Origin of the sequence: Ancylobacter moscoviensis (genome assembly GCF_007559435.1) — a bacterium.
Lineage (GTDB): Bacteria > Pseudomonadota > Alphaproteobacteria > Rhizobiales > Xanthobacteraceae > Ancylobacter > Ancylobacter moscoviensis.
Genome location: NZ_VMBP01000001.1, coordinates 259,398 through 283,524, shown reverse-complemented (window position 1 = coordinate 283,524; position 24,127 = coordinate 259,398). Strand labels below are relative to the sequence as shown.

Sequence of the window (24,127 nt, the reverse complement as noted above, 5' to 3'; positions counted from 1 at the left end):
GGTGATCTCCGCGCCCCCCTTCTTCGTCCCGGAAGTTCCAGAGAGATCGACCATGTCTTCCAGACCGTCTCCCGGCGACAGCCGTTCCGGCATGCCCATCGACATACTCGGCCATCTGTACACGCCCGAGGCGATGAAGGCGCATTTCCGGGACAATGACGAGGAACAAGGCGTCTTCGACAGCCTGGGACGTTCGGCCAACCTGCAGGGATTTACGCCCGAGCAGTTCATGTCCTACGCCGACCGTGTCGGCGTAGGACGCGTCCACATCGCCTCCTTCGCGTCGTGGAGCTACCGCCAGCAGCATCCCTATCTGACGGTGACGGCCGACGAGGTCCATGAGGTGATCCGCCGGACGCCCGGCTACGCCTATGGCCTGTTCGGCATCAATCCCCACACGGCGCTGAAAGGCGTGCGGGAGCTGGAGCGCGCGGTGCGCGAACTGGGCTTCGTGGGCGCCCATGTCCATCCGCACGGGTTCGACCTCGGCCCCGAGCACGCCTTCTATTTTCCTTTCTACGCGAAATGCGTCGAGCTCGACGTGCCGCTCGTGGTCTCGATGGGCCATACGCTCGATTTCATGCCGATCGAGAACGGCCGGCCGGTGCGCCTCGATCGCGTCGCCCTTTATTTTCCCGACCTCAAGATCGTCTGCACACATACCGGGTGGCCGTGGGTGGAAGAGGCCATCGCCCTTGCCTCCAAGCATCCGAATGTTTTTCTCGGCACGACGGCCTATGCGCCGCGCTACTGGAAGCCGGAGATGGTGCACTTCATCAATTCCTGGGGGCAGGACAAGGTGGTGTGGGGAACGGACTTCCCGTTGCTGACCCATGAGGAGGTGCTGCCCCAGCTGGACGCGCTCGGGCTGCGCGAGGCGCCGCGCCGCAAGCTTCTCTGGGAGAATGCCGAGAAGCTCTTCCGCTATGACCGCGTTCGGGCCTGAGGGAGGAGCATCCGATGTTTCGCGCCATACTCGTCACCAAGGACGACGACATGTACCAGGCCCGGCTCTCGGAGGTGGATGAGAGCGCGTTGCCGGAGGGCGACGTCACGGTGGCCGTCGACTATTCCAGCCTCAACTACAAGGATGCGCTCGCCATCACCGGCCGCGGGCCGGTTGTCCGGCGATTCCCCATGGTGCCGGGCATCGATCTGGCCGGTGAGGTGACGCACAGCCTTGCGCCGGGCTTCGCGCCTGGTGACAAGGTGCTGGTCAACGGCTGCGGCCTCGGCGAGGTCCATTGGGGCGGGCTCGCCGAGCGGGCTCGCGTGAAGAGCGAATGGCTGGTTCCCTTGCCGGCCCGTTTCTCGATGCGGCAGGCCATGTCCATCGGCACGGCCGGCTTCACGGCGATGCTGTGCGTGATGGCGCTCGAACGGCACGGGATGAAGCCGGACGGGGGCGAGATTCTCGTCACCGGCGCCTCGGGCGGGGTAGGCAGCTTTGCCATCTCGCTCCTGGCCGCCGGCGGCTACACCGTTGTCGCCTCCACCGGACGGCCGGAGGAGGCGGACTATCTGGAGCGGATCGGCGCCAAGAGGATCATTCCCCGCGTCGAGCTCGCGGCGCCGGGTCGTCCGCTGGGCAAGGAGCTCTGGGCCGGTGTGATCGACAGCGTCGGCGGCACCACGCTTGCCAATGCGTGCGCACAGACGCGCTATGGCGGTACGGTCGCCGCCTGCGGTCTGGCCGGTAGCATGGATTTGCCGGCCACGGTGGCCCCCTTCATCCTGCGTGGCATCACGCTCGCCGGCGTGGACAGCGTGTATTGCCCGGCGCCGCTGCGGTCGGCGGCGTGGCAGCGGCTCGCGACGGAGCTGCCCCTCGCCGGGATCGACGCGATCGCGACGGAGATCCGTCTCGATGAAGCGATCGCGATGGCCGCCGACCTGCTGGATGGCAAGGTCCGGGGGCGTGTCGCCGTCAGGCTCGCAGGTGGTTAGTCGTCGTTTCGCATGACCCTTATGCCCTGGTGGGAACATCGGCGTCGGCCGCCTGGGCCCGTCGGCTCACGCCATCGCGCGGCGATGCGGTGAACAAGGCAAGACCCCTTGGCCTCCCCCTCGGGATCGGCAGGGCTCCAGCGGCCGCCGATTCAGCGCAAAGCGAACACGGCTTTCCGTGCCCTCCGTGCGGGCGGGGACGTCCCGATGGCTGACCGCTCGGAGCGGCGGCGGCCCTGCGATCACGGAATGGCGCGGGCATCATCCGCAGCCGGAAGGTGACGCCCTTCGTTTCGTGAGGGGAAACGGCGGTTATCCACAGGCGGGGAGTTGGTGAGCACAGCCGCCTTGCTGGTCACCACGCCGGAAACAACAAAGCCGCCCTTTGGCGGCTTGCGTCAAATCTATCGATAGGCTTGAAATTTTGGAGCGGGCGATGGGATTCGAACCCACGACCCCAACCTTGGCAAGGTTGTGCTCTACCCCTGAGCTACACCCGCTCGCTCCGTCGTCCGATCCGGCATTGGTTGCCGCCCCGAACGGGCCGTCTCTATGCCCCAGCCGCGCGGCGAATGCAACGGGCTTTCGTACGATTTCTCACAGCCGGATGACATTGGCCGTCCGCATGTCGGCGAGCGGGTCGCCTCTCCCTCACAAGGCCCGCAGGGTGAAGGCATCGGCGAGGCGCGCGCCGTCGCCCAGGCGTTCCAGCCGGCAGCGATGGGCGAGCCTTCCCCCGTCGCGCCGCTCCGCCAGCCAGCGCACCCGCAGCCGCTCGCCGGGGTCGATATTGGCGTGGAAGAACACGTCGCGCCGCAGCGTGGTGGGGCGGGCGGCCCGGCGGTTGTCGAAATGCCATTCGGCCCGGTCGACGAAGGCGACGAAGCTGGAGAAATAGAGAAAGCCGGCGCCGTTGAAGTCCTGCGCCGGGCAAGGGTCGATCTCGAGGGATCGATCGATGTCGAAGGCCCCGCCCGTCGCGGGTTCGGCGAGGTCGAAGCCGAGATGCTCCCGGCGGCGGCCCGCGCGCATTTCCGCCGCCAGCCCGGCAAGGCCGTCCGCCATCGGCGCGGCGGCCGGGGGGAAGCCGTCCAGCGCCACGCGGGCAACGGTATGATTGCCGCCGCCGTTCGCCCGGCGCACGAAGGCCGAGACGAGCTCGACCTCGCCCACCGGCTGCCCGGCGCGGCTGAGCGCATGGCGGCTGGCGCACTGGGTGCGCGAGACCCGCGCGATCCCGGAGCGGATGGTGAGAAGGTCGTTCTCGCCGAGCGCCGCGAAGTCCGCCCCGGTCACCGACAGCGCCGAGAAGGCGGCGTAGACCGGCGCGCCGTCGCCGTCGCGGAAATCCGGCACCGCCCGTCCCGCCATGCGCGCCAGCAGCATCCAGTGGCGGTGGCCGAGATCCTTCATGAGCCAGCTCTCCGACAGGCCGCCCAGCGCCAGATGCGGCATGCCGAGCCGCACCGTCTCGACGGTGGCGATCCCTGCCGCCGCGTCGGCGCCGGGCAGCGTGTCGGGGGAGACGGCCACGTTCATGCCGCGCTTTCCTTCAGCGTGCGGGCGGCGATGTGGGCGACGATGTGCTCGGCGTCGCGCCCCACGCTGCCGAAGCGGCCGGAGCCCCAGGTGTGCAGCCAGGGCAGGCCGATGAAATAGACGCCTTCGCGCGCCGTCACCCCGCGCCGGTGCTGGGGATGGCCGGCGCCGTTGAAGACGGGCGCGTCGAGCCAGCGGAAATCCGGGCGGAAGCCGATGCACCAGACGATGGCGGCGATGCCGGACGAGGCGAGGTCCAGCGTCTCCCGCTCGCCCGCCGGCTGCCAGACCGGTTCGTAGACCGAGGGCGGCGGCGCGGCGACGTTATGGGCGGCGATGTGGGTGTCGATGGCGGCGTTGATGCCGTTATAGGTGCGGTCGGCGTCGTCCAGCGCCGCGCGCAGATTGGTGTCGAACACCAGCCGCCCGCCGTCATAGTCGCGCAGCGCGCCGTAGAGCTCCATGCCCTCGGCGGCGAACTTCCTCAGGTCGATGTCGCGCCCGCCGTCGCGGCCGGTCACATAGTGGTTGGTGTTGTCGCGCACGCCCTCGCGCAGGGGGTGCTCCTCCACCGGCATGTCGTAATAGCCCATGTCGGCGAGCCAGGCGACGACGTCGCGGCCGCGGTAGAAGCGGGCGCAGCGCGGGGCGTTGCCCACCGCCAGGAACACCTTGCGCCCGGCGAGGTGCAGGTCCTCGGCGATCTGCGCGCCGGACTGGCCCGAGCCCACCACCAGCACCGCGCCCGCGGGGAGCTGCCCGGCGTTGCGGTACTCGGCGGAATGGATCTGCGCGACGGCGCCCGGCAGGCGCTCGGCCATGCGCGGCACGATCGGCTCGTGATAGCCGCCGGAGGCGACCACCACATTGTCGGCGCTCACCTCGCCCGAGGTGGTCGAGACATGGAAGCCGCCCCCGGCGCGCGCGCTCACCCGGCGGACGGTGACGCCCTCGCGGATCGGCGGATCGACCCTGGCGCGGAAGCCGGCGAGATAGGCGAGGATCTCGTCCTTCTTCATGAAGCCGTCGGGGTTGTCGCCCTGATAGGGATGCCCCGGCAGGTCGCACTGCCAGTTCGGCGTCACCAGGCAGAAATTGTCCCAGCGCTGGGTCGCCCACGCATGCATCGCCTTGTGCTTCTCCAGCACCAGATGGTCGATGCCCTGCGCGCGCAGGTGATGGCTCGTCGACAGGCCGGCCTGACCGCCGCCGACGATGACCACCGGGTAGTGCTCGATGCGGTTCTCGTTCATCACAGGAATCTCCAGGGCGTCACGCGTCGAAGGCTTCACGCGTCGAAGGCCTCGACGGTGACGCGGGGATCGGGAAAGGCTGAGAAGGTGCGTGCGCCCGCCTCGATGCGGGCGAGCTGGCCCAGGGCGCGCGAGCAGGGGAAGCCGTAGCGGGCCTCGACGCGCTGGCTGGCGACGGTCAGCGCCTCGCGGCTCTTCTCCAGGAAGTCCGCGAGCGGATAGCTCGTACCGGGAGCGAAATAATCCCGGATGACCAGTGAGGGCGAATAGCAGCTCTCGGCCGTGCCGTCGGGCCAGCGGATGGTGAAGCGCATCTCAGGCATGGGGCGTCTCACGCATGGGCGGGCTCCGCGAGGCTTTCATAGGTGGGCAGGTGCGCCCGGGCGGTCGTCGCCCAGTCGTGGCGGGCGGCGGCGGGGGGGCCGAGGGCGGCGAGGCGCCGGCGCGTCTCGGGCTTCAGCGCCAGCATCAGCGCGTTGGCGATGGAGCCGGCGCTGAGCGGATCGCACCAGACCGCCTCCTCCTCGCCGATATGCTCGGTGAAGGGCGCGATGGCCGACACCACCGCCGGCACGCCGCAGGCCATCGCCTCCAGCGCCACCAGGCCGAAACCCTCCTTCACCGAGGCGAAGGCCAGCACGTCGGCCAGCCTGTAGAGGGCGGGCATGTCGTCCTGCGCCAGCGGGCCGGTGCGGATCACCGCGTCGGCCGGCAGGCCGGAAGTGGCGAGCGCCGCCTCGAAATCCGCGCGATAGGCGTGGTGGTCGAGCACCGAGGCGCCGCCGGCGATGACGAGCTGGGCGCGCGGGTGCATCGCCCGGAGCTGGACGAAGGCGTCGAGCAGGCGCCGCGTGTTCTTGCGCTCCTCCACCCCGCCGACGGCGAGCACGATGGGCCCGGCGCCGAGGCCGAGCCGGGCGGCGAGCGGCGGCTCGCGCCCGTCGGTCAGGGGCGAGAAGCGCCGGGTGTCGACGCCGTTGCCGACGAGGACCGCCGGAAGCCCGAACATCTCCGCCAGCAGCCCCTGCCAGAGACGGCTGACGACGAAATGCCGGTCGGCGCTCACGATGGCGCGGCGCTGGAGCTCGGCCAGCGCGGGGTCGCGGAAGGCGTCGACATGGTGGACGGTGCGCGCGAAGCCTGGGATGAAGCCGCGCTGCTTCAGCGTCGCCAGCGCGTTGCCGGAAATGCCGTCCTGCGCGTGGAAGATGTCGAAGCCCCGGTTCGCCGGATCCTCGAAATGGCTGACATAATCGCCGGCGCGGATGCGCACCATCTCGGCGACATCGGCGCCCACCGTCGAGGCCGCCACGCTCACCGTCCGGCACAGGCTCGGGCGGAAGAAGCCGGCGCCTTTCGGGTCGGGCGCGTGCACCACCGCCTCGTGGCCGAGCCGGGTGAGCGCGTCGCCCAGTTCCAGCGCGTGCGCCACGCCGCCGCGCGGATTGGTGGAATGGGCGAGGAGGGCGATGCGCAGCGAACGGCTCATGCGGCGTCCTCCGCCGTGGCGGCGACAGGCCCGCAGCCGAGCAGGGCGCGCTGCGCGAAGTCCCAGATGGTTTCCCGCGCGGCGCCGTTCGTCACGGTGACGCGCCGGTCCGCCGTCACCGCGCCGATGGCGGATGCGGCGATGCCGCGCCCCTTGAACAGCGACAGGATGGCCGGCACATCATTCGCGGCGGCGGAGAGCAGGTAGCCATAGCTCGGAAAGCTCATCAGCCAGCGCGCGGGATCGACGCCTTCCGGCGCCGGCACGCGCGACAGATCGATCTCGATGCCGACGCCGGAGCATTCCGCCAGCATGGCGGCCGTGCCGACGAGCCCGCCCTGACTGATGTCCTTGGCGGCGCGGGAGAGGCCGCTCTCGGCGATGACGGGCAGGAGTTCGAGGTCGCCGCGCAGGCGCTCGGCCGGGGCCTCCAGCGCCGCCTCCCAGTTGGAGAAGGGCTCGCGGTAGCGTCCGCGCAGGTCGATGGCGGCGATCAGCGTCTCGCCGGGCCGGGCGTCGAAGCTGGTGAGCAGCTTCGATGCCCGCCCGAGCACGGCGACGGAAAGCTGGCCCCGGTCGGTGTCGAGGTTGGTGTGGCCGCCGACCACCGGCACGCCGAAGCGCTGCGAGGCGGCGCGCAGCCCGTCCAGCACCGGCGCGGCCTCCGCCTCGCCGGCCGCCCAGACTGCGTCGACCACGGCGACCGGCCGCCCGCCCATGGCGGCGATGTCGGAGAGGTTGACCATCACCCCGCACCAGCCGGCGAACCATGGGTCGCCGGCGACGAAGCCGTTCATGAAGCCCTCGATGGCGAGCAGCAGGAAGCCGTCGCCGTCGGGGATCGCCGCGCAGTCGTCGCCGACCGCCACCGCGTCCGCCCCGCTCAATCCGAGCCGCGCGGCGGCGATCCCGATATCGGCCTTGGCCGCCATGCCCTTGGAAGCGCGCAGCGCCGCCGCGACGGCCTCGAAAGCGATGGGGGTGAGGGCGAGCGTGCTCATCTCATGCCGCCTTCCGGGGCAAACTATTGCGCGCGAGGGCGTGGAAGCCGGTCTCGGCGTCGAGGATCGGCGGGTAATGCGCGAGGTCCGCCTGCATCAGGTAATGCGGGCGGCCGTGCAGCTCCTTCTCCTCGACGATGGACCAGTGCAGCCGGCGGAACAGCAGGCCGTTCTGCGCCTGCACATGGGCGAGGAAGCGGGTACAGCCGCGCGCATGGGCGGAGGAGACGGCGAGCCTGATCAGCGCCGCGCCGAGCGCGCCCACTTTCCGATAATCCGCCGCCACGGCGAGGCGCGAGCCCCACCACACGCCCGGCTCGGCCTCGTGGATGCGCACCGTGCCGACCACGTCGTCCGCCACCAGCCCGAGCATGGAGACGGCGACGATGGGGATGGCGGCCTCGTCGATGGCGTCGCGGTCGTCGCCGTCGAACAGGCCCTGCTCCTCGCAGAACACCTGCCGGCGCAGATGCGCGGCGCAGCGCCGCTCCCACGTCACGGTGGCGAACTTCACCTGAAAGTCGGCTGCGATGAAGGGACGGAAGGGCTCGAAGATCACGAGCAGGCCCTCCGCTCATAGGTGGAGAGCGCCGAGCAGGCGCCGCATTTGGCGCAGCCGGCCTTCACCTCGATCGCCTTCAGCCCGGTCGCCAGCAGCATGCCGGAGAGCGGGCCGAGGATGGAATTCATGAAGGCGGGCGAGGGCGTCTTGTGGCTTTCCAGCGGCGTGCCGGAGATCGGCACGAAGGGCACGACGAAGGGATAGACACCGATGCGGGTCAGCCGGTCGCAGACGGAAAGGATGTCCTCGCGCGTATCGCCGAGCCCGGCGAGGATATAGGTGGAGACCTGCCCGCGCCCGAACACCGGCACGGCGGCCTCGAAGGCTTCGAAATAGTGCTCCACCGAGACCTGCGCCTTGCCGGGCATGATGCGGGCGCGCACCTCCTCGGTGACGGCCTCCAGATGCATGCCGAGCGCATCGGCGCCTGCCGCGTGCATGCGGTCGAACCAAGCGTCATCGTCCGGCGGCTCGCACTGCACCTGGATGGGCAGGTCCACCGCCGCCTTCACCGCTTGCGCGCTCTCGGTGAGGATGGCGGCACCCCGGTCCTTGCCCGGCGGCGTGCCGGTGGTCATCACCATGTGCTTCACGCCGTCCAGCTCCACGGCGGCCTTGGCGACTTCGGCGAGCTGCGCCGGGGTCTTGCGCTCGATGGTGCGTCCCGCCGCCAGCGACTGGCCGATGGCGCAGAACTGGCAGGTCTTGGTGCGGCTCTGGTAGCGGATGCAGGTCTGCAGCACCGTGGTCGCCAGCACGTCGCGCCCGTGCAGCACGGCGATCTTGGAATAGGGAATGCCGTCCGCCGTGGAGAGCCCATAGAATTTCGGCTGCAGCGGGAAGGACACCTCGCCGATCACCAGCCCGTCGCGGCTGATGCGGCTTCGCCCGTAGGCGTCGGGCTTCTCGACGAGGTACGGGCTGTCGAAGGCCGGGGCGGTGTGCACCGGCACCATCACCGTCATGCCGTCGAGGGTCAGCGCCTTGTGATCGGAAGGACCGGCGCCGCCGCGCCGGCTCTCCGCTCCGGCCTTGGGATCAACGAGCCGCACCCCGTAGGACTGCAACTCGTTGATCAGGTGCTCCGTCGGCATCGGCGCGAGATTGGTCGCCGGGTCCATCGGTTTCATCGGAAGCACTCCCTGTCTGGACGGGGAAAGCGCCGGCGTGCACGGGCACGGCGGGCCGGTTGTCGAGGTTGAGGCTGAGCAGCTCCGGCCGGGCGTAATGGCCGACCGAATCCATCATCCGCTTGCGCTTGGTGATGAGGCCCATGTCGAGATCGGCGATGAGGATGCCCTCGCCGGAGGTCAGCGGTGGCACTACATGGCTGCCCTCGGGCGAGACGATCGCCGTCATGCAGCCGCCGGTCAGCGCCTTGCGCAGCTTCTCCTCCGGCGCGATGCGGGCGATCTGCTCGTCGGTGAGCCAGCCGGTGGCATTGACCACGAAGCAGCCCGATTCCAGCGCGTGGTGGCGGATCGTCACCTCGATCTGCTCGGCGAAGATCGGTCCCACCAGCGATCCGGGGAACTGCGCGACGTGGATCTCCTCGTGCTGCGCCATCAGCGCGTAGCGGGCGAGCGGGTTGTAGTGCTCCCAGCAGGCCAGCGCGCCGACCTTGCCGACCGCCGTGTCGACCGCCTTCAGCCCCGCGCCGTCGCCCTGGCCCCAGATCATCCGCTCGTGGAAGGTCGGGGTGATCTTGCGGCGCTTGAGCTTGAGGCTGCCATCGGCGTCGAAGATGAGCTGGGTGTTGTAGAGCGAGCCGTGGTCGCGCTCGTTCACCCCGAGCACGACCACCACGCCGAGCCGGCGGGCGGCGGCGCCGACGGCCTCCGTCACCGGCCCGGGGACGATGACCGCGTTGTCGTAGAGCCGCAGATGTTCCGCCCCGGTCAGCACCGGCGGGAGCACGAAGGAGAAATAGGGGTACCAGGGCACGAAGGTCTCGGGGAACACCACGAGCTGCGCGCCCTTCCCCGCCGCCTCGTCCAGCGCGGCGAGCACGCGGGTGAGCGTGCCCTCCAGGCTGTCGAGGTCGGGCGCGATCTGCACCGCGCCCACCCTCACGATACGCTTCTCGGCCATCGCGGCCTCCCTGAGCGGTTCGGCGCCTACAGCGTCCGGGTCACAGCGTCCACGTGTGGAGCATGAAGGCGTTGTCGCGGCGGTGGACGAGCACGATGTCGAGCACGTCGAGCGGCGAGATCGGGATGACGCCGGGGATCAGCGCGCCCTCGCCATGGCCGTAGAGCGCCTGCAGGGCGAAGCGGCAGGCATAGACCTTGCCGCCGTCATTGATGATCTTCTCGATGCGGCCGTTGAAGTTGAGATGGCCGGGGAAGGCCTCGTCGCCGAGCTTGGGGAAGCCGCGCTGCACGCCGAGCGTCACGCCGGGTCCGTAGAGCAGCACCGAGGTCTCGAAGCCCTTCTGGATCAGCCGCGAGGCCTGCAGGAGGTTCACCAGGCCGATCGAGCCCTCGAAGGCGACGGTGTGGAAGGTGACGAGCGCCTTCTCGCCGGGGGCGGCCTTCACGTCCTCGAACTTCTTGTCCTCGTAGTCGACGAGCACGTCGCCCTTCTGGTGGGCCGGCACGGTGATGGTGGCCATGTCGCTCTCCTTGACTGGCAGGCGCCGGCGGTGCTGCCGGCTTGCGCCAGAGGGAATTGCAATCAATGTGCCAATTGACAGAATGCAAAAAGAATCATCAAAACATTCAATTTACATTCAATAATACATTCAATCAGATCTCCCGGCTTCGGGGCGAGCTGATCAAAACCCATGCGGGAGCTTAAGGAAAAGGCGGGAAAATGCCCACTTCATGCGCATGCGACGAAAGGCGGTGCGTAACACCCCTTACGCAGCAAGTTGTGGACCAGAGGTGACAGGCCACCTCTGCAACATTATACAGTCAATTATGCTATGACGGATTCGGCGCCGCCCCGGCGCCCGACAACCTCGCGTGACGACCATGGCCGACTGGGTTCCCGATCTCTCCCGTTCCGACAAGCCGCGCTACCTCGCCATTGCCGACCTGATCGCCGAGGACATCCGCGCCGGCCGCCTCGCCGTCGGCGATCGCCTGCCGCCGCAGCGCAAGCTCGCCGGCCGGCTGGACATCGACTTCACCACCGTGGCGCGCGGCTATGTGGAGGCGCAGAAGCGCGGCCTGGTGGAATCGCGCGTCGGGCAGGGCACCTTCGTCACCGGCGCGCCGCGCCCCAGGCCGCGCGCCGCCGCCCCGGCGCGCCCCGGCACGGTCGACCTGTCGATGAACCTGCCGCCGGAGCCGGACGATCCCGCGCTCATCGAGCGCATGCAGGACGGCCTCGCCGAGGTCGCCCGCGATCTCGTCAACCTGCTGCGCTATCAGGGCTTCGGCGGCACCGCGGCCGACAAGGACGCCGCCTCCGCCTGGCTCGGGCGGCGCGCGCTGGTGCCGGCGCAGGAGCGCGTCTTCGTCACGCCGGGCGCCCATCCCGCGCTGCTCGGCATTCTCGGCCTGCTGGCGAAGCCCGGCGACACCATCCTGTGCGAGGCCATCACCTATCCCGGCGCGCGCGCCATCGCCGCCCAGCTCGGGCTCCGGCTGGTCGGCCTGCCGATGGACCGCGACGGCATCGATCCCGACGCCTTCGCCAAAGCCTGCGCCGAGCACGCGCCCAAGGCGCTCTACATCAACCCGACGCTGCAGAATCCGACCACGCTGACCATCCCCGAGGCGCGGCGCACCGCCATCGCCCAGGTCGCCCGGCGCTTCGGCGTGCCCATCGTCGAGGACGACGCCTATGGCTTCATCCCCGCCCATGGCCCGGCGCCGCTCGCCGCCATCGCGCCGGACCTCACCTGGCACATCGCCGGGCTGGCCAAATGCATCGGCGCCGGGCTGCGCGCCGCCTATGTCGTGGTGCCGGATGCGCGCTCGGGCTATCCCTTCGCCAGCGCCCTGCGCACCGCCAACGTGATGGCCTCGCCGCTCACCACGGCGCTCGCCACCCGCTGGATCGAGGACGGCACCGCCGACACGCTGCTGCGCTTCATCCGCGCGGAGGCGCAGGCCCGTCAGGCGCTCGCCGCCGATATCCTGCCGCCGGGCAGCTTCCGCGCCGATCCGCTGGCCTTCAATCTCTGGATCGAGCTGCCGGAGCCGTGGACGCGCTCGGCCTTCGTCGGCCACATGCGCACCACCGGCATCGGCGTCGTCGCCAGCGACGTCTTCGCGGCCGGCGGCACGCCGACCGAGGCGGTGCGCGTCTGCCTCGGCGGGCCGGCGACCCGGTCGCAGATCCGCTCGGCGCTGGATTTCATGGCCCACGCCCTCACCCAGTCGCCCGAGGCGGTGTCGTCCGTGGTGTGAGCGTTCCGCCTCCGAACACCGTCATGGCCGGGCTCGGCCCGGTCCTCCACGCCTTGTCCGCTGGGCACAAAAGCCATCCGGCGATCCCTCGTTGGGGGAGAGGCCGGCCGCCGGCCGGCCCCGAGCCACGTGCTCGGCTCAGCCCAGCTTCCCCGCCGCCTCCAGCAGCCGGTCGACATCCTCCGCCGTGGTGGCGAAGGAGGTGACGAGGCGCACCACGCCCGCGCCCCAGCGGTCGGTGTAGAAGCGGAAGCCCTGCGCCAGCAGGCCGTCGATCATCTTCTGCGGCAGGCGCACGAACAGCATGTTCGCCTCGGCCGGCGCCTGCAGCGCGACGCCCGGCAGGGCGGCGAGGCCCGCGCCGAGGCGCGCCGCCATCGCATTGGCCTGCCGGGCATTGGCGAGCCAGAGGTCGCCGTCGAGATAGGCGTCCATCTGGGCGGCGAGGAAGCGCATCTTGGAGGTCAGGTGCCCGCCGCGCTTGCGGCGGAAGGCGAGCTCGTCCGCCTTCGCGCGGTCGAACAGCACGATGGCTTCCACGCCCATGGCGCCGTTCTTGGTGGCGCCGAAGGACAGCGCGTCCACGCCGGCCTTCCAGGTCAGCTCCGCCGGCGAGACGCCGAGCGCCGCCACCGCATTGGCGAAGCGCGAGCCGTCCATGTGCAGCTTCAGCCCCGCCGCGCGGCAGACCGCGCCGATGGCACGCAGCTGCTCCACGCCGTAGAGCGTGCCGAGTTCGGTCGCCTGGGTGATGGAGACGGCGGCCGGCTGCACGCAGTGCACGTCGCCCCGGTTGTGCCCGGCGGCCTCGGCCAGCGCGTCCGGGTCGATCTTCGCCGCCTCGCCCGCCACATGGACGAGCTTGGCCCCGCCGGTGAAGAATTCCGGCGCCCCGCACTCGTCGTTCTCGATATGGCTCTCGGCATGGCAGAGCACCGCGCCCCAGGGCGGGGTGAGCGCGCCGAGCGCCAGCGCGTTGGCCGCCGTGCCGGTGGACACGAGGAACACCGCGACCTCGCGCTCGAACAGGGCGGAAAGCCGTGCCTCGACGCGGGCCGAGAGGTCGTCCGTGCCGTAGGAGGGCATCGAATCGTCATTGGCGGCGGCCAGCGCGGCGAGGATGGCGGGCGAGACGCCGGCAACATTGTCGCTGCCGAAGCCCGGCGAACGGGGAGCCGGTGAACGGGGAAGGGGAGCGTCGGTCACGGGAAATCCTGTCGGAGTGGGCGCGGCATGGAGGGCGGCACGGAGGACGGCATGGAAGGGCCGGGGTTCTGTGCCCTGCTTTACGGCGAAACGGCCCCACATCCCACCGCAATCGCATGCGAGAGGCAGGGGGCACGGGCTCGGGCGCGAGGGGGCGGCACGCTTCGGGGCGCCGGCTGCGCAGCTTGCCGTATGGCCGGCGCACGGAGCGGTGCGGTAGAGTGCGTGCGATGAGTGCGCGTCCCCCAGATCACGTTGCCGCAGACCATGTTGCCGCCGGTCATGTCGTCGCCGATCAGGAGCCGGTGTTCCGCCTGCTCGCTGATCCCGCCACCTATGGGCTGCGCGAGGCCGTCCGGCGCATCGACACGCATGGCGCGGCGGTCTTCCTCGCCGGCGCCGACGTCTACAAGGTCAAGCGGGCGGTGCGCTTCTCCTTCATGGATTTCTCGACGCTGGAGAAGCGCCGCCGGGCCTGCGCCCGCGAGGTCGAGCTGAACGGCGCCACCGCCCCCGGCCTCTATCTCGGCATCGTCCCCATCGTGCGCCGGGCCGGCGCGCTGCATCTGACCGATGCGGACCGGGTCGATGCTGATCCGGCGGACGGCGAGGTGGTGGAATGGGCGGTGCACATGCGCCGCTTCGACGAGGAAGAGACGCTCGACCGCGTCGCCGGGCGCGAGGGGCTCTCCGCCCCGCTGCTCGCCGCGCTGGCGCTGGCGGTGGAGGAGGCGCACCGGCGCGCGCCCCGCGCCGAGGGCGCGTCGGGCGAGGCCCTGCGCGCGGTGGCGCGCGGCATCGTCGACGGGCTGTCCGAGGCGCCCGATATCCTGCCGCCGGCGCGGGTGGCGGCGCTCGACACCGCCTTCGCCGAGGCGTTCGACCGGCTGGGGCCCCTGCTGGCGCGCCGGGCGGCGGGCGGCGAGGTGCGCCGCTGCCATGGCGACCTGCATCTGCGCAACATCGTGCGGATCGACGGCCGCCCGGTGCTGTTCGACGCGCTGGAATTCGACGAGGCGCTCGCCACCACCGACCGGCTCTACGACCTCGCCTTCCTGCTGATGGACATCGGCGCGCGCGGCCTCGCCTTCGAGGCCAACTACCTGATGAACCGCTACCTCGTCGCCTGCGGGGACGACGCGCCGCTCGACGGCCTCGCGGCGCTGCCGCTGTTCATCGCCCTCAGGGCGGCGATCCGCGCGCAGGTGACGGCCGCCGCGCTCGCCCATCGCAGCGGGCCGGCGCGCGCGGCGGCGGCGCGGGAGGCGCAGGATTATCTCGCCTTCGCCGAGGAGGCCTTGCGGCCGCGCCCGGTGCGGCTCGTCGCCATTGGCGGGCTGTCCGGCTCGGGCAAGAGCACGCTCGCCGCCCGGCTGGCGCCGCATGTCGGGCCGGTGCCGGGGGCGGTGCATCTGCGCTCGGATGTCGAGCGCAAGCGCCTGCACGGCACGCCGGAGCTGGAGCGCCTGCCCTCCGACGCCTATTCGATGGAGGCGACCGACCGCGTCTACGCGACGCTGCGCGCGCGGGCCGAGGCGATCCTCGCCGCCGGGCACGGCGTCGTCGTCGATGCCGTCCACCAGCGTCCCGACGAGCGCGAGGCCATCGCCGAGGTCGCCTATGAATGCGGGGTCGATTTCCTCGGCCTGTGGCTGGAAGCCCCGGTGCCGGCGCTGGCGCAGCGCGTCGACGCCCGGCGGGGCGACGCCTCCGACGCCACGGCGGATGTCGTGCACTGGCAGGCGGGGCGGGACGTCGGCCCGCTCGACTGGGTGCGCCTCGACACTTCCGGCGCGCGCGAGGAGGCGCTCGCCCGCGCCGCCGCCCTGCTGGAGGGCGACTTTCCGGAGGGCGGCCTGCCGGGGGGCAACCTGCCGGAGGGCAACCTGCCGGAGGGTTAGCGCTCCGCCGCCCGGTCGCGGGCGTCCTTCACCACGTCCTTGAAGCCCTGATAGTCCAGCGCCGCCGCCACCTTGTAGGGGCCGACCAGATAGACCGGCGTGCCGGGCAGCCCGAGCGCCTCGGCCTGCTCGTTGTTGCGCGCCAGCAGCGCGCCGATCGCCTTGGCGTGGGTCTTCAGATCGCTGGCGAGCCGCGCCCGGTCGATCCCCGCCTCCGCCAGCGCCGCGCTCATGCGCTCGGTCGAGGCGCGGCCGGGGATCTTCATCAGCGTCGCGTGGGCGGCGTCGTACTTGCCCTGGTACTTGGCGGCGAGGGCGAGCTGCGCCGCCACCACCGAGGATTTCGCCAGGATCGGCCAATCCTTGTAGACGAGCCGGATATTGCCGTCCTCCGCCACCAGCTTCTCCAGCGCCGGCGAGGCCTTGCGGCAATAGCCGCAATTATAGTCGAAGAAGGCGACGATGGTGACGTCGCCCTTCGGGTTGCCGGCGACCGGCGCCTCGGGGTCGAACAGCAGCGCGTCGACGTCGAGCGGCTTCGAGGCCGGAGCGGGCGCCGCGTCGGGCGTCGCCGCGCGCAGCGGGGCGGCGAGCGGGCCGGGCGCCAGCAGGGTCAGGGCGAGCGCCGCGCCGGCGGCGAAACGAAGCAGCGCGCGGCGCCTCATCGCGAATTCCTTTCAAGGCCGGAGGGGCGGCGCGGTGTTCCCACGCCGCGCGGAGGGGCGACGATTCAGCCCTCGTTCCTCACGCGCAGCCCGTCGAGCACGATGCGCTGCACGTTGCGGGTAGCCTCCTCGACAAAGCGGTCGTCGTCCAGCCCTGTCTTGAGCAGCGCGTCGATCTGCGAGGCGAAATCGGCGTAGTGTTGCGTCGTCGCCCAGAGCGCGAAGATCAGGTGGTGCGGGTCCACCGGCGCCAGCTTGCCGGCCGCCACCCAGGCCTCGATCACCGGCACCTTGGAATCGACCAGCGCCTTGAGCGAGGTCTCCAGCTCGCCGCGCAGCAGCGGCGCGCCCTGCACCATCTCCAGGCAGAACAGCCGCGAGGCTTCCGGGTGGGCGCGCGAGAACAGCATCTTGCGGCGGATGAACTCGCGGATGCCCTCGATCGGGTCGCTGTCGAGCTGGAACTCGCGCAGCGGCTCCAGCCACAGGTCGAGCAGCCGGCTCAGCACGCCGACATAGACGTCTTCCTTGGAGGCGAAATAGTAGAAGAGGTTGGTTTTGGAGACGCCGGCGGTGCGGGCGATCTCCTCCACCGTGGTGCCGTGCAGGCCGTAGCGCGAGAACAGCGCCAGCGCCGCGTCGAGGATGGCGGCGTGCTTGGCCTCGATGCGCTTGAGCCGGTTGGCGGTCTTCGGCCGGCCCTGGCGCGCGGCGGCGGCGGGCTTCCCGACAGTGGATTTGCCGACAATGGGCGTGCCGACAACGGATTTGCCGACGCCCGGCTTCGCCCTGGCGGCCGCACCCGTGGCGGGCTTCCCCATCGATTGCGCGCGCGTCAACGGATGCTCCCGGTCAACTCCCCAGTCCCTGACATGGCATGGAAATGAAAGGCGCCGCAATATGCGGGCCCGCATGCCGCCGATTCGATGCTTCCCCACGTTCCCGCCGGAACCGAAAGGCCCGCCTATGCCCGCCCGCTACGACCGGATCGCCCGCCTCCTGCACTGGCTCGTGGCCGCTCTGGTGCTGCTCCAGTTCGCCACCGGCTGGGGCTGGGGCTTCTTCGAGCGGGGCACGGATCCGCGCTTCTATCTGTTCCGCACCCATCTGGTGGCGGGCTATGCGGTGCTGGCGCTGGCGGTGCTGCGCATCGGCTGGCGGCTCACCCATGCGGCGCCGCCGCTGCCGGCGGGCATGGACCGGCTCACGCAGGTCGCCGCCCATGCCACCCATGGCGTTCTCTATCTCGCCATCCTCGTGCAGCCGGTCCTCGGCGCCGTGACCACCACCGCGCTGGGCAAGAGCCTCGGCACCGGCCGCATCCATGTCGGGCTCGCCTATGTGATCGCCGGCATCGTCGTGCTGCATGTGGCGGCGGCGCTCTGGCACCAGTTCGTGCGCCGGGACGGGCTGCTGCTGCGCATGCTGCCGGCCCGCCGGTGAGGGGCGGGAGGCCCATGTCCGCGCTGAAGTCCGTCCCGAAGCCTGGCACCGCCCCGTCGCGTCCGCTGGCCGCCGCGCTGCTCCTGCTCTGCCTCGCCCCGCTTCCGGTTCAGGCGCAGTCCGATGCGGCGGTCGCCCCGTCTGCCGCCCCATCCGCCGCCCGCATCGAGATCGCGGCGACCCCCATCGAGCGGCTCGAGGCCGGCGGCGGCACGCGCTTCGGCGCGCTGGAGTTCCGCGGCGGGCTGGTCCTGTCCTCGGCGGCGGCCGATTTCGGCGGGCTCTCCGGCCTCGTCGTCGATCCCGACGGGGCGGGCTTCGTCGCCGTCACCGATCGCGGCTTCTGGCTGTCCGGCCGCATCCGCTCCGAGGGCGACCGCCCCACCGGCATCGCCGATGCCCGGCTGGCGCGCCTGCGCGCGGCGGGCGGCGGCACGCTCGCCGGCCGGCGGCGCGGCGACGCGGAATCCCTCGCCCGCACCAAGGCGGGCTATCTCGTCGGCATCGAGCGCCGGCAGGAGCTGTGGCTGTTTCCCGGCGACGATCCGCTGACATCCGCCGGTCGCCGGCTGCTGGCCGATCCCGCGCTGGCGACGCTCGGCGGCAATCAGGGGCCGGAAGCGCTGCTCGCCCCGCCGGACGGCACGCCGTCGGCGATCGTCGTCATCGGCGAGGAGAGCCCGGACGATGCGGGCATCCTGCCGGGCTTCCTGTTCGCGCCGCTGGGCAAGCCCGTGCCCGCCGGGCGCTTTTCCATCCGCCGCAGCGACGATTTCGCGGCGACCGACGCGGCGCTGGCCGATGACGGCACGGTCTATCTGCTGGAGCGGCGCTTCGATTTCCTGCGCGGCGTCGCCATGCGCATCCGCCGCTTCCCGCTGAGCGAGATCAGGCCGGGCGCGCGCGTCGAGGGCGAGGTGGTGATCACCGCCAACCGGCTGGCGGCGATCGACAACATGGAAGGTCTCGCCCTGCACCGCAACGCGGCGGGGGAGCTCATCCTGACCCTGGTCTCCGACGACAATTTCTCCGCGCTCCAGCGCACGCTGCTGCTGCGCTTCGCGGTCGTGGACTAGCGGTAGTGGACAGCGGCCGTGGACGAGCGTCGCGGTCGTCGGTGGATCGGAAAGGAGAGGGCGTTCAGCGCGAGAGCGTGTTGGCGCCCTGCGCGCCGCCCCAGGGCTTGAGCCAGCCCATCAGCGCGCCATAGGGCACCAGCGCCAGCAGGGCGCAGCCGAGCTTCACCAGGAAGTCGAAATAGGCGAGGCCGACCCACAGCGGCACCGTGATGCCGGTGGAGGCATAGGTGACGGGGAAGGACATTGCCGCGTCGCCGGCAAAGGCCAGCGAGAAGAACAGCGCCGTGTCGACGGCGGAGCCGAACAGGCTGCCGGCCAGCGGCGCCTGCCACCAGCTCATGCGGCGCAGCCGGTTGAACACGCCGATGTCGAGGAGCTGGCCGAACAGGAAGGCCGTGCCCGAGGCCAGCGCGATGCGCGGCGTCGCCAGCCAGATCGACAGCACCACCGCGAGGGCGAAGCCGAAATAGACCACCTGCCGCGCCACGGCGGGGCCGAAGCGGCGGTTGGTCAGGTCATTGACGAGAAAGGCGACCGGGTAGGTGAAGGCGCCCCAGGTCAGCGCCTCCTGCAAGCCGAACAGCTCGACCGGGTGCTGCACAAGCACGTTCGAAGCCGCCACCACCGCCATCATGGCGATGACGGGGACGACGAGCTTCGAGATCGGGAATCCGGTGCCGGAGGCGTTCATCGCGCTCAGGCGGCGACGGCCTGGCTCGCCTTGACGACGGCGCGCTTCAGCTCGGCGGCCTTCGGAGACAGCTCTTCGGTGCGCGCCTTGATGAGGAACGCATCGAGGCCGCCGCGATGATCGACGGTCTTGAGGGCGTTGGCGCTCACGCGCAGCTTGACCGACCGCTTCAGCACGTCGCTGGTGAGCGTCACGTTCACCAGGTTCGGCAGAAAACGCCGGCGGGTCTTGCGGTTCGAGTGGCTGACGAGATTGCCGGTCAGAACCGCCTTGCCGGTAAGTTCGCAACGACGGGACATCGTGGACTTCCTTGTTCTTCGCAGCCGATGCGCCGCAGGCTATAAGAGCCCGACGATCCCGCATGCGGCATCCGTGGAAATTAAGAGTGCGCTCCTATAAGGAACGGCCCCAGCGCCGTCAAGGCCGCCTTGCGCATCGCCCGCCATCCGTCGCCGCCGGCGGCGCGGGGATGGCGCCGGCGATGATAGCGGCTTCGTGACCGGCGGGAGTCACAGTTCCGCCGCCTTCCAACGGCATCCGAAACGGGAGTAAATGACGTTTCGGCAGAGCGGCCGGAACGATTCGGGAAGCCTTCATGAAGCGGGTCTGCCTTACGGCAGTCATGGCGTTCGCCGGAGCGGGCGCGACGATCACGGGTGCCCTCGCGGACGGACGTCTCGAGGCGCGCTACCGCATGTCGCTTGGCGGGCTGGAGCTCGGCAAGGCGGCGCTGATGGTCGAGGTCGACGACCGCTCCTACATCGCTTCCGGCAGCGGGCGCCTCACCGGCGTCGTGCAGGCGGTCTCGCCCGGCAAGGGCACGGCCGGCGCGCGCGGCAGCGTCGAGCGCGGCGCGCTCGCCCCGCGCAGCTTCGCCATGGAGGCGGTGTCCGACAAGAAGTCGGAGGCGATCCGGCTGGTGATGAACGGCTCGGCCGTCACCGACATGCGGGTCGAGCCGCCGGTCTTCCCCTCGCCCGACCGGGTGCCGATCGCCGACAAGGACAAGAAGGGCGTCTTCGATCCGATGACGGCGGCGCTGATCATGGTGCCGGGCGGCGCCGATCCGCTGTCGCCCAAGGCGTGCGAGCGCGTCCTGTCCATCTTCGACGGCCGCCAGCGCTACGATCTGGCCCTCAGCTACGAGCGCACCGAGAACGTGAAGGCCGAAAAGGGCTATGCCGGCCCGGCCGTGGTCTGCCGCGTCGCCTACCGCCCGGTCGCCGGCCACAAGCCGGACCGCACGGCGGTGAAGTACATGATGAGGAACAAGGACATCTATGTGTGGCTGGCCCCCGTCGCCGGCACGCGCATGCTGGTGCCGTTCCGCGCCTCCGTCAGCACCGCCATCGGCATCGCGGAGCTGCAGGCGGAGGCTTTCGAGACCGAGCCGGTGGTGAGCAAGCGCGCCGCTCCGGCCAAGGCCGGGGTGCAGTAGCGCCGGGTTGCACGGTGTAGCGCGACGTAGCGCCCTGTAGCGCTACACTCCGCCCCGGATGCTACGCAAAACGCTACCCCCTCGCTACCGTTGCAAAGCCGCCTGAAAACCCCGAACGGGCAATCGCGCCCCCGCATCCCCATATGGGAAATTCCTGTGCTAAAAGGGCCGTCCTGCCGGCCCGCCGCCCGATCGGTTTCGTGAACATCGCCGCATGAACATCGCCGCCCCGCCGGGCCATTCCCGTCCCGAGACCCGACCGCTGCCGCCGTCGCTGCGCGCCCGTGGCGTCACGGCGGTGCTCGGCCCGACCAATACCGGCAAGACCAGCCTCGCCATTGAGCGCATGCTCGGCCATTCCTCCGGGCTGATCGGCCTGCCGCTGCGTCTGCTGGCGCGGGAGGTCTACGGCAAGCTGGTCGAGCGCGCGGGCGAGCACAACGTCGCGCTGATCACCGGCGAGGAACGCATCAAGCCCGCCAATCCGCGCTATTGGGTGGCCACCGTCGAGGCCATGCCCCGCGACCTCGACGTCGCTTTCGTGGCGCTGGACGAGATCCAGATCGCCGCCGATCTCGACCGCGGGCACGTCTTCACCGACCGGCTCCTGAACCGCCGCGGGCGCGAGGAGACGCTGCTTCTCGGCGCCGCCACCATGCGTCCGCTGGTGGAAAGGCTGCTGCCGGGCGTGAACATTCTGGTGCGCCCGCGCCTGTCCAATCTCACTTTCGCCGGCGAGAAGAAGATCACTCGCCTGCCGCGCCGCTCGGCCATCGTCGCCTTCTCCGCCGACGAGGTCTACGCCATCGCCGAGCTGATCCGCCGGCAGCGCGGCGGCGCCGCGGTGGTGCTCGGCGCGCTCTCCCCGCGCACCCGCAACGCCCAGGTCGCGATGTACCAGAACGGCGATGTGGATTACCTCATCGCCACCGACGCCATCGGCATGGGCCTCAATCTCGACGTCGATCACGTCGCTTTCGCGGGCGACGTGAAGTTCGACGGGTGGCAGTTCCGCAAGCTCAATCCGGGCGAGCTGGCGCAGATTGCCGGCCGTGCCGGGCGGGCCCAGCGCGACGGCACCTTCGGCACCACGGGCCGCTGCTCGCCCTTCGACGCCGAGCTGGTCGAGCGGCTGGAGGCGCACAGCTTCGAACCGCACCGGGTGCTGCAATGGCGCAACAGTGCCCTCGACTTCACCTCGATCGAGACCCTGAACCGCTCTCTCGCCATCCCGCCACGCGAGGACGGCCTGACCCGCGCGCCCACCGCGGACGACGTTCTGGTGCTGGAGCGGCTCGCCGGCGACCCGGCAATCCGGCGCTTCGCCACCAGCGCGAATGCGGTGGAGCGGCTATGGGAAGCCTGCCAGCTGCCGGACTATCGCAAGGTCTCCCCCGCCTCGCATTGCGACCTCGTTGCGACCGTCTACAGCGATCTAATGCAACGCGGACGGCTCTCCACCGACTGGTTTGCCAAACAAGTGGCCTTGGCGGACCGAGCGGAAGGTGACATAGACACGCTGTCGGGGCGCATTGCGCAGGTCCGCACCTGGACCTTCGCGGCAAACCGGCCGGATTGGCTCGACGACCCCGAACACTGGCAAGGCGTCACACGCCGTGTGGAAGACAGGCTTTCCGATGCGCTTCACGAGCGGTTGGCTCACCGTTTCGTCGATCGCCGGACCAGCGTGCTGATGAGGCGCCTGCGAGAGAACGCGATGCTCGAAACAGAAATCACCAAGACCGGCGACGTCGTTGTGGAAGGCCATGTGATCGGCCATCTGCTCGGCTTCCAGTTCGCGGCGGACGCTTCCGCCGGCGGACCGGAGGCGAAAGCGTTGCGCGCCGCCGCACAGAAGGGCCTGGCCGGCGAGATCGAGGCGCGTGCCGCCCGTCTCTCCGAGGCACCCGACGATGCCTTCGTGCTCTCTTCCGACGGCACGCTGCGCTGGATCGGCGATCCGGTCGCCAAGCTCATTCCCGGCGAGGAAGTGCTCGCCCCCCGGCTGAAGATCATCGCCGACGAGCACCTGACCGGTACGGCGCGCGACAGCGTGCAGGCGCGCCTCGACCTGTGGCTGAAGGCGCATATCGAGAAGCTGCTCGGCCCGCTCCTGGTGCTCGGCACCGCCGAGGACGTGACCGGCATCGCGCGCGGCATCGCCTTCCAGATCGTCGAATCGCTCGGCGTGCTGGAGCGCCACAAGGTGGCCGAGGAGATGAAGACGCTCGCGCAGGAGGCCCGCGCGGTGCTGCGTGGCCATGGCGTGCGCTTCGGCGCCCATCATATCTACATCCCGACCCTGCTGAAGCCGGCGCCGCGCGCGCTGGCCGCCCAGCTCTGGGCGCTCAAGCATGGCGGGCTGCAGCAGAAGGGCCTCGACGAGCTTCCGCATCTGGCGGCCAGCGGGCGCACCTCGATCCCCGTGGATCCCGAGATCCAGAAGGGGCTGTACCGCGCCGTCGGCTTCCGCGTTGCCGGCGATCGGGCGGTGCGCGTCGACATTCTGGAGCGCCTCGCCGACCTCATCCGCCCGGCGCTGGCCTGGCGTCCGGGTACGTCCGGTGAAAAGCCGGCGGGCGCCTTCGACGGCAACGGCTTCGTCGCGACCGTCGCCATGACCTCGCTGGCCGGCTGCGCCGGCGAGGACTTCGCCTCGATCCTGCGTTCGCTCGGCTACCGCATGGACCGCCGCCCGGCTCCGGTCGAGGCGACGCCTGCGGCGGCTTCGGATGTTCCCGCTGAAGCCCCGGTGGCGGAAGCGTCGACCGCGGAAGCTCCCGCCGAACCGTCGAAGGCGGACGAGGCCGCGGCGGAGGTAGCAGCCGGCACTGATGTCGCCTTCGACCAGACGGTGGAGCCCGCTCTGGAAGACGTTCCCGCGCCCGAGCCGGCGGAACCCGTCGAGACCGCTGCCGCCGGTGTGACGGCAGTGAGCGGCGAGGTGTTCACCGATCCGGTGTTCGACCACACGGTCGAGCCCGCGCTGGAAAGCCCGGCCGTCGCGACCGAGACGGAAGCGGGAAGCGGGGAGGCTGCGGCGGCAACCGAAGCGGGCGACGCCGAGGTCGCTGCGCCGGCCGAACCGGCCATGATCGAGGTCTGGCGCCCCGGTCGTCCGCCGGGCCAGCACCGCCCGGCGCATCATCAGCGCAAGGGCGGCCGCGACGGCAATCAGGCGCGCGGCGACCAGGGTCGTGGCGAGCCGGGACGTAGTGAACAGGGGCGTGGCGAGGCGCCGGCCGAGGGCGGGCGTCCCGATCGTCGCGAGCGTCCCGACAATGGCGGGCGCGGCGGGCGCCCCTTCCGCGAGGACCGGCGCGAGCGCCGCACCGAGCGCGGTGACGGCGAGGCGCGTCGCGACGAGAACCGCCGCGAGCAGGGCAACCGTCCGAGGCCAGAGCGCGGCGAGCGGCAGGAGCGTTTCTCCGTGCCGCGTCAGGACAACCGCAACGACGGCCGCCGCGACAAGCCGGTGGATCCGGATTCGCCCTTCGCCGCCCTGCTCGCGCTCAAGGCGCGGATGGAAGCGGAGAAGAACGGCGGCTGAGG

At 70.7% G+C, this 24,127-nt stretch carries 22 protein-coding genes and 1 tRNA gene; 8 read left to right on the top strand and 15 right to left on the bottom strand.

The window, feature by feature from the left end:
- Positions 1–52 precede the first annotated feature (52 nt).
- Both FO470_RS01295 and acuI read left to right on the top strand, forming a co-directional pair.
- Positions 53–946 (top strand): amidohydrolase family protein, encoded by an 894-nt coding sequence (locus tag FO470_RS01295; RefSeq protein WP_144341117.1) that lies wholly within the window; start codon positions 53–55, stop codon positions 944–946.
- Positions 947–960: 14 nt separating this feature from the next.
- The gene (acuI, locus tag FO470_RS01290) at positions 961–1,947 is read left to right on the top strand and encodes an acrylyl-CoA reductase (NADPH) (protein ID WP_144341116.1); all 987 of its coding nucleotides are present in this window, start codon (positions 961–963) and stop codon (positions 1,945–1,947) included.
- Between the two features lie 425 nt (positions 1,948–2,372).
- Here the strand turns inward: acuI and FO470_RS01285 are convergent.
- From FO470_RS01285 to FO470_RS01240, 10 genes are all read right to left on the bottom strand, one after another.
- Positions 2,373–2,447, bottom strand: a tRNA-Gly gene (locus tag FO470_RS01285).
- A gap of 151 nt (positions 2,448–2,598) precedes the next feature.
- Positions 2,599–3,486: a Pnap_2097 family protein gene (locus FO470_RS01280; protein WP_144341115.1), complete on the bottom strand. Its 888-nt coding sequence runs from the start codon at positions 3,484–3,486 to the stop codon at positions 2,599–2,601.
- Positions 3,483–4,739 carry an MSMEG_0569 family flavin-dependent oxidoreductase gene (locus FO470_RS01275; RefSeq protein WP_144341114.1) on the bottom strand — a complete coding sequence of 419 codons (1,257 nt, stop codon included), beginning with the start codon at positions 4,737–4,739 and terminating at the stop codon, positions 3,483–3,485. Before FO470_RS01275 ends, FO470_RS01280 begins: the two co-directional genes overlap by 4 nt.
- A gap of 35 nt (positions 4,740–4,774) precedes the next feature.
- A complete protein-coding gene (locus tag FO470_RS01270; RefSeq protein WP_144341113.1) occupies positions 4,775–5,062 on the bottom strand; it encodes an MSMEG_0570 family nitrogen starvation response protein in 288 nt (95 codons plus the stop codon).
- A gap of 8 nt (positions 5,063–5,070) precedes the next feature.
- The gene (locus FO470_RS01265) at positions 5,071–6,228 is read right to left on the bottom strand and encodes an MSMEG_0565 family glycosyltransferase (RefSeq protein ID WP_144341112.1); all 1,158 of its coding nucleotides are present in this window, start codon (positions 6,226–6,228) and stop codon (positions 5,071–5,073) included.
- A complete protein-coding gene (locus FO470_RS01260) occupies positions 6,225–7,229 on the bottom strand; it encodes a sll0787 family AIR synthase-like protein (protein ID WP_144341111.1) in 1,005 nt (334 codons plus the stop codon). Before FO470_RS01260 ends, FO470_RS01265 begins: the two co-directional genes overlap by 4 nt.
- 1 nt (position 7,230) lies before the next feature.
- The gene (locus FO470_RS01255) at positions 7,231–7,788 is read right to left on the bottom strand and encodes an MSMEG_0567/Sll0786 family nitrogen starvation N-acetyltransferase (RefSeq protein ID WP_186291795.1); all 558 of its coding nucleotides are present in this window, start codon (positions 7,786–7,788) and stop codon (positions 7,231–7,233) included.
- Positions 7,785–8,912 (bottom strand): MSMEG_0568 family radical SAM protein, encoded by a 1,128-nt coding sequence (locus FO470_RS01250; RefSeq protein ID WP_144342005.1) that lies wholly within the window; start codon positions 8,910–8,912, stop codon positions 7,785–7,787. Before FO470_RS01250 ends, FO470_RS01255 begins: the two co-directional genes overlap by 4 nt.
- Entirely contained in the window at positions 8,830–9,882 is a 1,053-nt protein-coding gene (locus FO470_RS01245; RefSeq protein WP_144341110.1) for a Nit6803 family nitrilase, read from the bottom strand. Before FO470_RS01245 ends, FO470_RS01250 begins: the two co-directional genes overlap by 83 nt.
- A 40-nt stretch (positions 9,883–9,922) precedes the next feature.
- Positions 9,923–10,405 carry an MSMEG_0572/Sll0783 family nitrogen starvation response protein gene (locus FO470_RS01240; protein ID WP_013168483.1) on the bottom strand — a complete coding sequence of 161 codons (483 nt, stop codon included), beginning with the start codon at positions 10,403–10,405 and terminating at the stop codon, positions 9,923–9,925.
- Between the two features lie 361 nt (positions 10,406–10,766).
- Here FO470_RS01240 and FO470_RS01235 point away from each other — a divergent pair, with 361 nt between their 5' ends.
- Positions 10,767–12,152 (top strand): aminotransferase-like domain-containing protein, encoded by a 1,386-nt coding sequence (locus FO470_RS01235; protein ID WP_144341109.1) that lies wholly within the window; start codon positions 10,767–10,769, stop codon positions 12,150–12,152.
- A gap of 138 nt (positions 12,153–12,290) precedes the next feature.
- On the opposite strand, the gene FO470_RS01230 is transcribed toward FO470_RS01235, so the two are convergent.
- On the bottom strand, positions 12,291–13,358 hold the full coding sequence (locus tag FO470_RS01230; protein ID WP_246659435.1) for a threonine aldolase family protein: 1,068 nt from the start codon (positions 13,356–13,358) through the stop codon (positions 12,291–12,293).
- Positions 13,359–13,588: 230 nt separating this feature from the next.
- Between FO470_RS01230 and FO470_RS01225 the strand changes: the two genes are divergently transcribed.
- Positions 13,589–15,259, top strand: a complete 1,671-nt coding sequence (locus FO470_RS01225) for a bifunctional aminoglycoside phosphotransferase/ATP-binding protein (protein ID WP_144341107.1) — start codon at positions 13,589–13,591, stop codon at positions 15,257–15,259.
- Here FO470_RS01225 and FO470_RS01220 read toward each other — a convergent pair.
- Positions 15,256–15,924 (bottom strand): DsbA family protein, encoded by a 669-nt coding sequence (locus FO470_RS01220; RefSeq protein WP_144341106.1) that lies wholly within the window; start codon positions 15,922–15,924, stop codon positions 15,256–15,258. The two genes, FO470_RS01225 and FO470_RS01220, sit on opposite strands and share 4 nt — an antisense overlap.
- A gap of 65 nt (positions 15,925–15,989) precedes the next feature.
- Positions 15,990–16,763, bottom strand: coding sequence for an HTH-type transcriptional regulator RutR (rutR, locus tag FO470_RS01215; RefSeq protein WP_246659434.1), 774 nt, complete (start codon positions 16,761–16,763; stop codon positions 15,990–15,992).
- 127 nt (positions 16,764–16,890) lie between these two features.
- Here rutR and FO470_RS01210 point away from each other — a divergent pair, with 127 nt between their 5' ends.
- Both FO470_RS01210 and FO470_RS01205 read left to right on the top strand, forming a co-directional pair.
- Positions 16,891–17,367 (top strand): cytochrome b, encoded by a 477-nt coding sequence (locus tag FO470_RS01210; protein WP_144341105.1) that lies wholly within the window; start codon positions 16,891–16,893, stop codon positions 17,365–17,367.
- 14 nt (positions 17,368–17,381) lie between these two features.
- Entirely contained in the window at positions 17,382–18,443 is a 1,062-nt protein-coding gene (locus tag FO470_RS01205; RefSeq protein WP_144341104.1) for an esterase-like activity of phytase family protein, read from the top strand.
- A gap of 64 nt (positions 18,444–18,507) precedes the next feature.
- Here FO470_RS01205 and FO470_RS01200 read toward each other — a convergent pair whose 3' ends face one another.
- Complete coding sequence (locus FO470_RS01200; RefSeq protein ID WP_144341103.1) at positions 18,508–19,137, bottom strand: queuosine precursor transporter; 630 nt, start codon at positions 19,135–19,137, stop codon at positions 18,508–18,510.
- A gap of 5 nt (positions 19,138–19,142) precedes the next feature.
- Positions 19,143–19,436 carry a 50S ribosomal protein L28 gene (gene rpmB, locus FO470_RS01195; protein ID WP_144341102.1) on the bottom strand — a complete coding sequence of 98 codons (294 nt, stop codon included), beginning with the start codon at positions 19,434–19,436 and terminating at the stop codon, positions 19,143–19,145.
- Between the two features lie 296 nt (positions 19,437–19,732).
- On the opposite strand from rpmB, the gene FO470_RS01190 reads away from it, so the two are divergent.
- Both FO470_RS01190 and FO470_RS01185 read left to right on the top strand, forming a co-directional pair.
- On the top strand, positions 19,733–20,575 hold the full coding sequence (locus tag FO470_RS01190) for a DUF3108 domain-containing protein (protein WP_144341101.1): 843 nt from the start codon (positions 19,733–19,735) through the stop codon (positions 20,573–20,575).
- Positions 20,576–20,789: 214 nt separating this feature from the next.
- Positions 20,790–24,125, top strand: coding sequence for a helicase-related protein (locus FO470_RS01185; protein ID WP_144341100.1), 3,336 nt, complete (start codon positions 20,790–20,792; stop codon positions 24,123–24,125).
- The last annotated feature ends 2 nt before the right edge of the window (positions 24,126–24,127 follow it).